This window comes from Neomesorhizobium albiziae (assembly GCF_900114255.1).
Taxonomy (GTDB): Bacteria; Pseudomonadota; Alphaproteobacteria; order Rhizobiales; family Rhizobiaceae; genus Neomesorhizobium; species Neomesorhizobium albiziae.
Window position 1 is genome coordinate 307,606 of the sequence record NZ_FOSL01000001.1, and the last position, 12,742, is coordinate 320,347.

Genomic DNA, 12,742 nt, shown 5'->3' on the forward strand with positions numbered 1-12,742 from the left:
GCGGCCGGCGTCCCGGCACCATCGCCGCCCCGGCGATACCTGTGGCGGGAATTCTCTTGTCTATCCACCAGCCGAAAGCGACGCCTTCCGGACCATCAGCCGACAGGCGGATCCGGGCAAGCAGCGATTGCCGGCATTACCGTCGGAGGCTCCCGGTAGGGATCAGACGGTAACCTGGGTGCCGACCTCGACCACCCGTCCGGTGGGAATCTGGAAATACTCGGTGGCGTCGGCGGCGGTTCGTGCCAGCCCGATGAACAGCCGGTCCTGCCACAGCGGCATGCCGGAATTGGGCGACGCCTTGAGCGAACGCCGCGACAGGAAGAACGATGTCGTCATGATATCGAACTTCCAGCCCTGCTTGCGGCAGATCGCCATCGCCTTCGGAATGTTGGGCTGCTCCATATAGCCGAAGGTCATCGTGACCCGCAGGAACAGGTCGTTGATCGGCTCCATCTTGACGCGGTCGGCCTCCGAAACCGTCGGTTCCTGGGCAGTCACCACCGACAGGATGACGTTCTGTTCATGCAGCACCTTGTAATGTTTGAGGCTGTGCATGAGCGCGGTCGGTGCGCTGGCGGGGTCGCTGGTCAAAAACACGGCCGTGCCCGGCACCAGCTGCGGCGGCTTTTTCATCAGCTGCGCGGTCAGGAAATCGAGCGGAATCTCGTTTTTCCGCGTCTTCTCAAACAGCATGCGGCTGCCGCGCACCCACGTCATCATAATCAGGCCCGTGATCGCCGCGACAGTGATCGACACCCAGCCGCCGTCGGCGACCTTCACCGCGTTGGCAAGGAAGAAGCCCGTATCGATCACGCCGAACAGGAGCACCAGGCAGATCGCCGCAAGCAGCGTCCACTTCCACCGCCAGCGCATGACGACAAAGAGCAGGATGGTGGTGACCAGCATCTCGCCGGTGACGGAGATGCCGTATGCCGACGCAAGGGCGCTGGATTCGCCGAAGCCGACGACGAGAAGCATGACACCGAGCGCCAAGAGAAGATTGACTCGCGGCATGTAGATCTGGCCGGACTGCATCTCGGACGTGTGCTGTATCTCGAAGCGCGGCAGGATCGACAGTTGCACGGCCTGCCGGGTCAGCGAATAGGCGCCGGAAATCACCGCCTGGCTGGCGATCACGGTGGCAGCCGTCGCCAGTATCACCATCGGCAACAGCGACCATTCCGGCAGCATCTGGAAGAACGGGTTCTGCGGCGTGCCGCCATGCGACAGGACGAAAGCTCCTTGCCCGAAATAATTGAGCAGAAGGCTCGGGAAAACGATCGCCAGCCAGGCCAGCACGATCGGCCGGCGGCCGAAGTGGCCGAGGTCGACGTAAAGCGCTTCCGCGCCCGTCACCGCGAGGAAGACCGCGCCGATCGTGACGAAAGCAACGTCGGTCTGCGTCACCAGATAAACGATCGCATAATAGGGATTGACGGCAAACAGCACCGTCGGGTCGTCGGCGATATGGGAAAGGCCGGCAATGCCGATTGCCAGGAACCACAGCGCGGTGACCGGTCCGAAGACATTGGCCACCTTGCCGGTGCCGAAACGCTGTACCGAAAACAGAACCGCCAGAATGACCAGGGTGATCGGAACGACATACGGATCGAATGCGGGCGTCACCACTTTCAAACCCTCGACCGCCGACAGAACCGAAATCGCCGGCGTGATGATGGCGTCGCCGAAGAACAGCGCCGCACCGCAGATACCGGTGATCAGGATCGCAGTCGAAGCACGTGGATAGGCGCTGCGCGCCAGCGCCATCAGGGACAAGGTGCCACCCTCGCCGCGATTGTCGGCGCGCAGCACGAAAACAACGTATTTGATGGTGACGATAACCGTCAGCGCCCAGACTATGAGCGATAGCACACCGAGCACGTCGTCGCGCGAGGCAACGCCGGCCTCCGCCGTCGTGTGGAGCGCTTCGCGGAATGCATAGATCGGGCTGGTGCCGATGTCGCCGAAAACGACACCGAGTGCACCAAGCATCAGAACCGACAAACCATGCTGGCGGGGCGAATCCTGGACTGCCGGTTGCGCGCTGGGTTCAGCACGGCCGCCCGCATCGGCATTTGCCATATAAAACTACTCCATCCAGAACTGGCGGGCTGCGATAGTCCTGTTGCAACGCAAAAGCAATGGTTTCGTTACCGCGGCCGCGGCGCATCGAACTGGCAGTTCGCCTACCAGCCACAGGCTTTCAGGAACCGGCGGACGGTTTCCGGCATCCCATATTCGAGCGCGTCCGCTGTCAAGCCATGGCCGATCGATACTTCGGCAAGCAGAGGAATTCGCCTGGCCAGCGCCGGCAGATTGGCAACCGTCAAATCGTGACCGGCGTTGACAGCAAGCCCTGCCGAAACCGCGGCTTCCGCCGTTTTCCCCAGCCTTTCCAGCTCTTTGCGGCCGCCCGCTAAATCGTCGTGGAACGACCCGTAAGGACCGGTGTAGAGTTCAATCCGGTCTGCGCCCGTATTCGCCGCTGCTTCGATCCCCGCCGGATCGGCATCGGAAAATAGCGACACCCGGAAGCCGCCCTTCTTCAATCTCTTCACGATGGGCGTCAGAAAATTTGATTGGCCGGCGAAATTCCAGCCATGGTCGGACGTCGCCTGGGCTGGATCGTCCGGCACCAGGGTCACCTGCTCCGGCTGGTTCTTTTCCACAAGGCGTAGGAATTCTTCCGTTGGGTAACCCTCGATATTGAACTCCGCGTGGGGAAATTCGTCGTCGATCAGCGCCCGGATTTCCGGCAGATCGGCGTTTCGCGTATGCCGTTCATCGGGCCTGGGATGCACCGTCAGGCCGTGCGCGCCGGCGGCAAGCGCCAGCCGCCCGATCCCGGTAACGCTCGGCCAAGGCAGGTCGCGCCGGTTACGCAACATTGCGACGGCGTTGAGATTGACGGAAAGCTTCGCGGGCATGCAACGGACCTGAGGACAAAGGGCGGGAAACGAAGATATAATCGCTTTGTCGGGAACGGATAGCGGGATTTGATTGTTCCAGTCCCCAGGAACCGTACCACAAGATGCAAGATGAAGATGACTGCAACCGATCCCTTGCCGGCCATCCGCCGTATCGACACCGATCGCGGCGACCTGTGCGGCCTTGAAATCGTCGGGCATTTCACCTCCAACGACCTCGAAAATGCCTACGGGCTGCTCGAGGCCGCCTATGCCCAGCACGAAAAGGTCGACCTCCTGGTCCGCATCAGACATTACGAGGGCTTCGACTGGGGCGCCGTGTTCGACGAATCGACGGTCCGGGGAAAGGCCCAGGCATTGCGCCATATCCGCAACTACGCGGTTGTCGGCGGTCCCACCTGGATGCGCGCCGTCCTTGCGGTTTTCGGTCCGCTGACCTCGATCAGGACCAGGCACTTTGACATGGCTGACGAATCCAAGGCATGGGTATGGATCGGCGGCAGCGAAAAGCAGCCCAAGAACTGATCTGCCGTTCAGAACATCGTTTCGGTCACACCGCCGACACAGGATTTGGTCAAAAAGGCCGCGCATGCCATTTCGAACGACTTCATGATCCACCATCCCACGCTGCGCATCATCGATATCGCGTCCGATCCCGGCGACCTCTCCCGCGTCAATGAGGATGCGGCGGGCGGCAACCGCAGTTGCGCCTTCGTCATCGACGGCGCGACCGGGCTCGGCGGCAAAAGCATCGTCGGCCAGGACGGTTCGGATGCTGCCTGGCTCGCGCGCCTTGCCAAGACATTCTTCGAACAGGAAGTGGTTTCGGGCCGCCCGATGAGCGACGTGGTCCGCACGCTGAACAAGCAGGCCGCCACCGTGGTGCAGGAATCCTCGGCCGGGCTGCCGATCGCAGCATGGAGCCTGCCGGTTGCCAGCTTCCAGATGGTGCGAGTCGACGACGCGGCAATCGTCACGCACGGGCTGGGCGACTGCCGCCTGTTTCTGGCCGACGCTGACGGCACGATCCTCGAAACCAGCGCCATGAAAGGCAATCATGCGGCCGAGCGCGAGGGCGCCCGGCGCGCCATCGCCCATGCGGGCGGCCTTGCCGCCATCAAGGCCTTGAGCGACGACCCTGCGGTGCGCGAGGAATTGCGCCGCCGCCGCTCCGTCTACAACAGGCCGGAAGGAAACGTCTGGACGCTCGGCACCGAACCCGCCGCCGCGAAACATCTCTCCAGCGAGCCAATTTCACCGCGCCTGCCGGCGACCGGGCTTCTGTGCAGCGACGGCTTCGCTGCCTTGTGTGATCAGTACGGGCGCTACGATCCGGCCGGCCTGATCGGCAAGGCGAAATCCGATGGATTGAAATCGCTGATCGGCGAATTGCGGCATATCGAACGCACCGAGGATCCTAACGGCGAGGCCTATCCGCGTTTCAAGGTGAGCGACGATGCGACGGCGGTGCTGTTCGAAATCGTGGCATAATCCCGTCAGCGCACGATGGTCAGGCGTTCGGCCGCGCGCGTGATCGCCGTATAAAGCCAGCGCTGGCGGGTTTCCTTGAAGGCCCAGCTTTCGTCGAACAGCACGATGTCATTCCACTGCGAACCTTGCGCCTTGTGCACGGTCAGCGCGTAGCCATAGTCGAAATCGTCGAAGCGTTTCTTCTGGTTCCACGGAATGTCGGCGTCCGGGTCCTCGAAAGCGGCCTTCAGCAGCTTTATCTTGGCCACACCGCGGTCGGGATCGTCCTCCTCCGGCGAGACGAGAAGGTTGATGCCAGGCTTCACCGTCTCCCGCGACGATGTCATCACCTTCCACAAGGAGCCGTTGAGCAAACCCTTCGATGGATCGTTTCTCAGGCAAACCAGCTTGTCGCCGGCCTGCGGATAGTCGGCGGTGAACCCTTTCAACTCGCGCAGGCGCTTATTGTAACGCCGCCGTGTGCGGTTTGTGCCGACCAGCACCTGGTCCGCTTTCAGCACCAGTTCCTGGTTTACCTCTTCCTTGCCGATCACCTGCGCGGTGCCGTAGTCGCCACGCATGAACTCGCGGCCCTCACGCACGTCGAGCGCCAGCCGGATGATCGGATTGTCGCGCGCCTGGCGATGGATTTCGGTGAGCAGGAAGTCCGGCTCATGCTCGGTGAAGAAACCGCCACCCGAAATCGGCGGCAACTGGGCGGGATCGCCAAGCACCAGGATCGGCGTGCCGAAGCTCAGGAGATCGCGGCCAAGCTGCTCGTCGACCATCGAGCACTCGTCGATGATGACCAGTTTGGCCCGCGAGATGGGGCTTTGCCGGTTGAGCGAGAAGGTCGGCGACATCGACGTCTTGCCGGTCACTTCGTCGGCAACGGACTCTTCGCCCCTCGGCCGGTAGATCAGCGAATGGATGGTGCGGGCATTGATGGCGCCCTTCGAGCGAAGCACCTGTGCTGCCTTGCCGGTGAAGGCGGCGAACTGCACCTGGCCGTCGACATGTTCGGCGAAGTAGCGCGCCAGCGTCGTCTTGCCGGTGCCGGCATAACCAAACAGGCGGAAAATCTGCGGCCTGCCGGCTTTCAGCCAGCGCGCCACGGCTTTCAGCACGTCATCCTGTTGCGGAGAGAATTCCATGCGCTTGTGAGACAGGATTCGCAGAACGAGCGCAAGGCTGGGTGATATTCTTCGGATCGTGTCGAACTGACCTGTCGGTTCTCGTCCGCTTCGGTGGATCCTGCCGGAGGTATTGCGTCCTGCCCTCAAGGCATAGATACTTCCCGCATTAAAGCACACAGAGAGGAAAAGGTGTAAAATATAGCTTTATATGACACATCAATGCTCATCTCGAATAGAGATCAAAGCATAAAAGTGTTACTTGCAAGACATCGGCAAATGATACGCAAATGAGGGGCGTCGTGACAGAGTCGATCGAACCCAAGGGAAAATCATTCGAAGAAATTCGACGCGCCGAACTTGCGGCAATCAGGGATCGCAGGGAACAGGTTGGGGTAGCGGCGTCCGAGCCCAAGGGCAAGAGCGAAGACCCGACCGACATTTTCGGCGTTGCGTGCTCGGGCGGCGGCTTTCGTTCGGCATCCTTCTGCCTCGGTGCGCTGCAGGCGCTCGACCGCTACAATCTGATCCCGCGGATCGATTATTTGTCGACAGTTTCGGGCGGCGGCTACGCCGGCGCCAGCATGGTTGCTGCCATGAGCCGCGGCGACGGGACGTTTCCCTTTGCGGTCGCGCAGGGGGAGGACAGCGACGTGCGCGACAACGAGCCGGTCAGCCACATTCGCGACAACAGCCGCTATCTCGCGCCGCGGGGTATCCGGGATTTGCTGCTGTCGGCGGCGATCGTGCTGCGCGGGCTGATGGTCAACCTGCTGCTGGTGCTGTCTGTCGTGTTGCCGCTAGCAGCCCTCACGATCCTGATCAATCCGACGGTCGATCATCTGGGGCATGACGTCCTCTATGACGTCGTCCGCTACTACGTACCCCCGATCGGCTGGAAGGAAGCTAATTTCATTTCACCCGGCGGATTTCTGCTCGACCCGTTCCTGCTTACCAAAACGCTGGGTATTGCGCTCCTTCTGTATCTGCTCGCCTGGGGCCTGCGGCGCTCCTATGTCGAGCGTTATGACGCCGCAACGGCTCAACGCATTTCCGAACCACGTAGCCGCTGGGCGCTGGTCGGCGCGATTGTGATCGTTCTGCTCGCGATCTTCGTGGTGATCGAGGTGCAGTCCATGATCTTTGCCACGATCATAGCCACGCTGACCCCGCACGATAAAAGCGTGACGGCATCCGACGCAGGCGGTGGCGCGCTCACCATCGGCGGCATCCTGGCGACCATCGCCACCGCCACGGCGGTGTTTCAGAAACGGCTGGTCAGTTGGATCCAGAAGGCGCTCAACAATCCGACCATCGGCGGGCTAATCCGGTCCGCGATTGCCAAGCTGGCGCTTTATGCCGCTGCCATGGCCGTGCCCGCGCTGATCTACCTGCTCTATCTCGTCATCGTCGTGCCGGGCATCGCCGCCGCTGACGGCGAGTATCCGCTGGCGCCGACCTTTCTTAGCGACGAAACCTATCGAACCGCAGCCTGGCTTTACCGTGCGCTTGGTGTGTGCCTGCTGGTGTGGCTGGCTGTCGCGGTTGCGCATGCGCGAAAGCAGCTTCTCGTCAGCATCAGGGAAACACGCAGCAGACGGCCATTGCGGGTCTCGCTAGTGACGCTTGCCTTGCTTTTGCTGATCTGCGCCTTCGCTTTGTTTGCGAATGTGACGAGGCCGCCCGTTTCGCCACAATGGTACGTGCTCAACACCTATCTCGCCGCCGCATGCCTCGTGGCTTTCCTGTCGTTCAACTTTACGGAAAACGCCAATGCGCTGCACCGGCTCTATCGGGACCGTCTGAACGCGGCATTTCGGCTCGGCAAAGGGCGGTCCGGCAGGAGATCGCTCCCCCTGCACGAACTTGGTGACAAGGCGCCATACCTGCTGGTCAACGGCACGCTCAACGTTCGCCGCTCGAGCAGGAAGCCGCGGTCCAATGAAACCGCCATGAACGGTATGGGCGCCGCCGGCAAGCAGCCGGGTGACACGGCTGCCGGGGGCAGTTCGCCGAGTGCCAGCGCCGAAGCCGACACCCTGCCCAATCCCGATCCCGCCAAGCGTGGCCGCAATGCCGAGTTTTTCCTGTTCTCGAAAGGCTTCATCGGCAGTGACGCCACCGGTTACGCCTCGGCGGCGCTGATGGCAGAAGAGGACCGCCAGATCGACCTGGCGACCGCTGTGGCGATTTCAGGCGCGGCGGTCTCCTCCAGCATGGGCCGCGTCGGCATCGGCTTTCTCGGTCCGACGCTCGCGCTGCTCAACCTTCGCCTGGGCTACTGGCTGCGCAATCCGCGCTATGCGGAAGAAAGCCTTGAGCCATCATCAATATCGGGAACATCTTCCGCCAAGGTCAACTGGTATGACTTGTTCCGCTTCTACCTCGCAGCCGAAGCTTTCGGCCTTCTCGGCTCGGACAGTTCGCGTATCTACGTCACCGACGGCGGCCACATCGACAATATCGGGCTTTACCAGCTGCTGAAGCGAAAGTGCCAATTTGTCATTGTCATCGATGGGGAAGCCGATCCGGCGATGAATTTTGGCGCTCTGGTCGACGTGCAGCGTTTTGCACGCATCGATCTTGGTGTGCGCATCACACTCGACTGGGAACCGATGCGGGCGGCGATGCTGCAGCGCTCGGCCGACCGGATGAAGCGGGCCCCGAAAGACGATGACATCCACAGGCAGCATTTCGCTGTCGGCAAGATCCTTTACGACCAGTCAGGCAGCGAAGGCATCCTGGTTTATGTCAAAGCCTCCGTCACCGGCGACGAGGCGGATTACATTCTTGACTACGAACGACGTTATCCGCTCTTCCCGCATGAATCGACCGGCGACCAATTCTTTTCCGAAGAGCAGATGGAGGCTTATCGCGCGCTCGGTTTCCACGCCATGAATTGCGCGCTCAAGGAACCTCCCGCCCCGAAGGGCAAGGCACCGCGACCGGAGAAGGAAACACTGATCCTGGAACTAAAGAACCGGCTGAACGCGAAGCGGTCGGTGGACACGCCGAAGGGCAACGCCGGAAAGGTCCGCGTGAAAGCCGGTTGACGCTCGCCCGGTTATGCCGGCTGCAATCCCTGTCTTCTGTCCGGTGCTGTCGGCGCAATCAGCATCGACAGCGCGGCAGCCGCGACCGCCGTCATACCGGCGATCTGGAAGGCGAGTTCGTAGTTGCCCTGATATTCGCGCATGAAGCCCCCGAAGAAAGCCGCCGTCGCAGCGCCCACCTGGTGGCCAGCGACAATCCAGCCGAACACAAGCGGCCCGCTGCGGTCGCCGAAGGCCTCGTTGGAAAGACGCAAGGTCGGCGGCACCGTGGCAATCCAGTCGAGGCCGTAAAACACCGCAAAGATGGTCAGGGCGGTAATCGAGAAGCCGGAATAAGGCAGGTAGATCAGCGACAGGCCACGCACCGCATAATAGACGCCGAGCAGCTTGCGAGGATCGAAACGGTCGGTCAACCAGCCGGAAAGCGTGGTGCCGATCAGGTCGAACACGCCCATGACGGCGAGCAGACCGGCGGCTTGCACTTCCGCGATGCCCATGTCGCCGCAGAATGCGATGAGATGCGTGCCGACAAGGCCGTTGGTGGTAAAGCCGCAGATGAAGAAGGTGGCGAAAAGATACCAGAACACCCGTGTTTTCGCCGCGTCGCGCAACGTGGTGAGCGTGACCGTCAGGAAATTGCCGGGCACGGCAGTTGCCTCGGGTTCCGGTCCTTCGGCGCCGTAGCGCGTCAAGCCTATCGAGGACGGCCGTTCCGGCACCAGCAGCCAGACCAGCGGCAAAAGCGCGGCTGTCGCAACCGAGACGGCGATCACCACCGGCTTCCAGCCGCCGCTCTCGGCCAGCATGGCAAGCAGCGGCAGGAAGACCAGCAGCCCGGTCGCCGCACTCGCCGACATCAGGCCCATCATCAGCCCGCGATTGGTCTTGAACCAGCGATTGACGATCGTGGCCCCGAGCACGGTCGCCACAGCGCCCGAGCCGACGCCGGACATCACGCCCCAGGTGGCGATCAGTTGCCACGGCTCCGTCATCAGCAAGCTGAGTGCCGTCGACACGGACATGATAAGGAGTGCCGCGAGCAGCGTGCGCCGCAGTCCGATGCGCTCCATCAGGGCGGCCGCAAACGGCCCGGCGAGCCCGTAGATGAAAATGCCGACTGCGGCGGCGAGCGAGATCACGTCGCGGCGCCAGCCGAATGCGTCCTCCAGCGGCACCATCATCACCGACATCGACGAGCGCAGTCCGGCAGCGATCAGCAGGCAGAAGAAGATCACGCCGACAACGACGAATGCATAACGTTGTCCAAAGGGTCGATTTTTCGCTATTGTCATGTTACAAACCGGTACGTATCTATTGGTTCTCGCTTGTACGTACCGGTCAGTAACATTGTCAAGAGGCATTCTGTGAACGATCGAAAATCAGAAACGGCGACTGCCGGCGTGGAAACGCCCGCGCCGCCGCGCGCCGCCGACCGTATTCTTGAAGTCGCGCGCGATCTCTTCTATCGCGAAGGCATCCGCGCCGTTGGCGTTGACGAGATCGTGCGCCAGGCCGGCGTCACCAAGCCCAGCCTCTACCGCAGTTTTTCTTCCAAGGACGAACTCGCGGCCTCCTATCTGAAGGCCTACGAGGCTGAATTCTGGGCGCGTTTCGACGAAGCTGTCGAGGCGCATCCCGGCGATCCGCGCCGCCAGATCGTGGCTTTCCTCAGCGGTGTCGGCAAACGCGCGTCTGTCGACGGCTACCGCGGCTGCGGCATGACCAATGCTGCTGTCGAATATCCGGAAAGGGACCATCCGGCGCGCCTGGTCGGCGAGAACAACAAGATCGAGCTGCGCGGCCGATTGCGCCGAATGGCTGCCGAAATGGGCGCCGCCGATCCCGCTACGCTGGGCGATGGCCTGCTGCTGCTCATCGAAGGCGCCTATATCAGCGGCCAGCTTTTCGGTTCGGGTGGCCCGGCCGCCGCGGTGGCAAAAAATGCGGACCTGCTGATCGAAGCCAGCCTGTCTGCAAAATAGGCGTCAACGCGTTTCGGGAGCGCGGAGCCTCGCCACGACCCGGTCCGCCATTGCTTCGCAGCGCGCGCCGTCGAATGGAAACAGTCCGGAAAATGTCGGCGACAGCCGTTCCTCTATTGCGGCGCGCATCAGCCGGCGCGCCCTGTGAAGGCGCGTCTTGACCGTTTCCGGTTTCAGCGAAAGCTGATCGGCGGTCTCGTCGGTGCTCAGGCCTTCTATGTCGCGCAACACGAAGACAATCCGGAAATCGCCCGGCAGATCGTCCACCGCCTTCTCGAGAAAATCCCGGATCTGCTTGCGGGTCAGGTCGGAATCCGCGCCCGGCGGCGTCAATGAGGTCGGAAACATGATCACGCTGTCCCGGTTGAAGTTGCCGGCATCGAGTTGCTCGAGCTCGGCGGTCGGCCGGCGGCGGCGCAAACGCCCCAGCGCCTCGTTGAGGGCAATCCGGGTCAGCCAGGTCGAGAAACTGGAATGGCCCTGGAAAGAATCGAGCCTGGTAAAGGCGCGGACATAGGCCTCCTGCACGATGTCTTCAGCTTCCGCGTCATTGCGCACGACGGAACGCGCGATCCGGAACAGCCGCTGATTGTTGCGCCGGATCAACTCGCGAACGGCATTTTCGCCACCCTTGCGCGCCAGTTCGACCAGCTCTTCATCGGCGTGTCCGACAAGTCCGGTCCGATGCTTCATCACTGCAAGCTGCATGACGAGGTTCCTCACGACCCAGTTGGCGGACGGCGCACGATGCCCTTGGCGATGATCTCTTCGACCGGCGGAAATCCATCCAGCGCGACCTGAGGCAAGGGTATCAAGCCCGGCCCGGTCTTCCCGGAAACGGTTTCCGTTGCCGGTGGCAAACCCACCACGATCCGGCCAACCATGCCGGCATGTTCATGCGGCACGCAGTAGTAATCGTACACCCCAACCTTGGTGAGCGTCACCGAGAACATCTCGCCCGGCAGAAGATAATCCGAATTCCAGGGTTCGGCCGCTTCCGGGATGCGCAGTGGCCGCTCGAACAGCTTCGGATGATACGCCGTCACGGTATGCGAATTGCCGGGGTCACGATTGGTCCAGCGGATTGTCTGGCCGGGCTCGACATGCACGCCGTACGGATCGAACCAGACATGCGAACCGTTCGCCCTGCCCCTCATCGTGACCTCGACAGGACCGGCCGCAAGCCCATGCGTCGGAGTGAAAACAAAGGCGGCGAGCAAACCCCCGCCGGCTTCCATCATACGCCTGCGCGTCACCATCATTCGGCGACACGCTTCTCGTCAGCCTTCGACACATGCCACAGAACCACATGAGCGTGCGGTTCCTCGACGCCCGGGTGGCCGGCGTTGTAGTAGACGTCGACATGGTCGACATTGCCGCCGGGCGCTGCCAGGTCGTCGAAGCGCTTGTCCGGATTGAGGTCCTTGATCGGCAGCATGTAGATGGTGCTGACCAGTGCGCCATCATGATCGTAAGCCAGGAAGGGTCCAGCGGGGAGGCTCGCCGGATCGACGAAAAGCTGTCCCATTCCCGGCAGGAAATCGGGCAGCTTGACCAGACCACTGACTGCCTTGAACGCGCCGGCGGGCGGCGACTTTGCCACTTCGGCCGGAATCTCGTGGGCCATGGCCGGCAGCGAAAGCGCAAGCAGGGCGGCCAGAACGGCGGAAACGCGTTTCATATGGACCTCCTTTGATTCGGCGCCCCGCGCGTCGCGGCAGCGTCGAACCATTGGATGGGCCATTGACGAAAAGGTTCCCGGAAAATGCGCGGTCGGCAAACCGTCGGGCTGCCGATTGAAACCTGCAGGAACAGCAGCCTAGACAGGTTTCGCTGGCTGGGGATCGTTCTCCAGGAGGATCGGCTTACCGTGCGGCGTCGCATGCGCGGCGCGCTGCCAGGCCTCGGCCAGCGCGTCGACATCTCCCGCCGGCGCAACACCCTTGGCCGCCAGCAACGCCTCCAGCGCCCGCAGCCAGCAGTCGTAATAGTCGCTGCCGTCTGCCGCGACATCCCCGCGCTTGACCTCGGCGGAGAGCATTTCCGCCCATTCGCTCCACGAAAACAGCCCGCGCTCATGCAGCGCCACCGTCATGGCGAAGGCTTCGGCCTGCCAGGGTTCGGAAAACACCGGCTCGTCCATTCCGGGCAGCTGTCCGCCAACCCGCATCGGA

General features: G+C 62.2%; 12 protein-coding genes. 4 read left to right on the forward strand and 8 right to left on the reverse strand.

Annotated features, from left to right (window positions below; translation table 11 throughout):
- Positions 1–162 precede the first annotated feature (162 nt).
- The gene (locus F3H98_RS01480; protein WP_149757539.1) at positions 163–2,085 is read right to left on the reverse strand and encodes a potassium transporter Kup; all 1,923 of its coding nucleotides are present in this window, start codon (positions 2,083–2,085) and stop codon (positions 163–165) included.
- Positions 2,086–2,189: 104 nt separating this feature from the next.
- On the reverse strand, positions 2,190–2,930 hold the full coding sequence (locus F3H98_RS01485) for a pyridoxine 5'-phosphate synthase (protein WP_149758353.1): 741 nt from the start codon (positions 2,928–2,930) through the stop codon (positions 2,190–2,192).
- A 135-nt stretch (positions 2,931–3,065) separates the two neighbouring features.
- Between F3H98_RS01485 and F3H98_RS01490 the strand changes: the two genes are divergently transcribed.
- Positions 3,066–3,455 (forward strand): SpoIIAA family protein, encoded by a 390-nt coding sequence (locus F3H98_RS01490; RefSeq protein WP_244621558.1) that lies wholly within the window; start codon positions 3,066–3,068, stop codon positions 3,453–3,455.
- Between the two features lie 84 nt (positions 3,456–3,539).
- Complete coding sequence (locus tag F3H98_RS01495; RefSeq protein ID WP_149757543.1) at positions 3,540–4,421, forward strand: hypothetical protein; 882 nt, start codon at positions 3,540–3,542, stop codon at positions 4,419–4,421.
- 5 nt (positions 4,422–4,426) lie between these two features.
- On the opposite strand, the gene F3H98_RS01500 is transcribed toward F3H98_RS01495, so the two are convergent.
- The gene (locus F3H98_RS01500; RefSeq protein WP_149757545.1) at positions 4,427–5,554 is read right to left on the reverse strand and encodes an ATP-dependent DNA helicase; all 1,128 of its coding nucleotides are present in this window, start codon (positions 5,552–5,554) and stop codon (positions 4,427–4,429) included.
- A 281-nt stretch (positions 5,555–5,835) separates the two neighbouring features.
- Here F3H98_RS01500 and F3H98_RS01505 point away from each other — a divergent pair, with 281 nt between their 5' ends.
- The gene (locus F3H98_RS01505) at positions 5,836–8,586 is read left to right on the forward strand and encodes a patatin-like phospholipase domain-containing protein (protein WP_188130302.1); all 2,751 of its coding nucleotides are present in this window, start codon (positions 5,836–5,838) and stop codon (positions 8,584–8,586) included.
- An 11-nt stretch (positions 8,587–8,597) separates the two neighbouring features.
- On the opposite strand, the gene F3H98_RS01510 is transcribed toward F3H98_RS01505, so the two are convergent.
- Positions 8,598–9,878 (reverse strand): MFS transporter, encoded by a 1,281-nt coding sequence (locus F3H98_RS01510; RefSeq protein WP_149757549.1) that lies wholly within the window; start codon positions 9,876–9,878, stop codon positions 8,598–8,600.
- Between the two features lie 72 nt (positions 9,879–9,950).
- Between F3H98_RS01510 and F3H98_RS01515 the strand changes: the two genes are divergently transcribed.
- Complete coding sequence (locus tag F3H98_RS01515; protein ID WP_149757551.1) at positions 9,951–10,568, forward strand: TetR/AcrR family transcriptional regulator; 618 nt, start codon at positions 9,951–9,953, stop codon at positions 10,566–10,568.
- A 3-nt stretch (positions 10,569–10,571) separates the two neighbouring features.
- On the opposite strand, the gene F3H98_RS01520 is transcribed toward F3H98_RS01515, so the two are convergent.
- The 4 genes from F3H98_RS01520 to F3H98_RS01535 form a co-directional block, all read right to left on the reverse strand.
- Positions 10,572–11,276 carry an RNA polymerase sigma factor gene (locus F3H98_RS01520; RefSeq protein ID WP_149757553.1) on the reverse strand — a complete coding sequence of 235 codons (705 nt, stop codon included), beginning with the start codon at positions 11,274–11,276 and terminating at the stop codon, positions 10,572–10,574.
- An 11-nt stretch (positions 11,277–11,287) separates the two neighbouring features.
- Positions 11,288–11,725 (reverse strand): plastocyanin/azurin family copper-binding protein, encoded by a 438-nt coding sequence (locus F3H98_RS01525; RefSeq protein ID WP_244621559.1) that lies wholly within the window; start codon positions 11,723–11,725, stop codon positions 11,288–11,290.
- A 101-nt stretch (positions 11,726–11,826) separates the two neighbouring features.
- Complete coding sequence (locus F3H98_RS01530) at positions 11,827–12,249, reverse strand: DUF5602 domain-containing protein (RefSeq protein WP_149757557.1); 423 nt, start codon at positions 12,247–12,249, stop codon at positions 11,827–11,829.
- A gap of 138 nt (positions 12,250–12,387) precedes the next feature.
- Positions 12,388–12,738 carry a nitrile hydratase accessory protein gene (locus F3H98_RS01535; protein WP_149758354.1) on the reverse strand — a complete coding sequence of 117 codons (351 nt, stop codon included), beginning with the start codon at positions 12,736–12,738 and terminating at the stop codon, positions 12,388–12,390.
- Between the last annotated feature and the right edge of the window lie 4 nt (positions 12,739–12,742).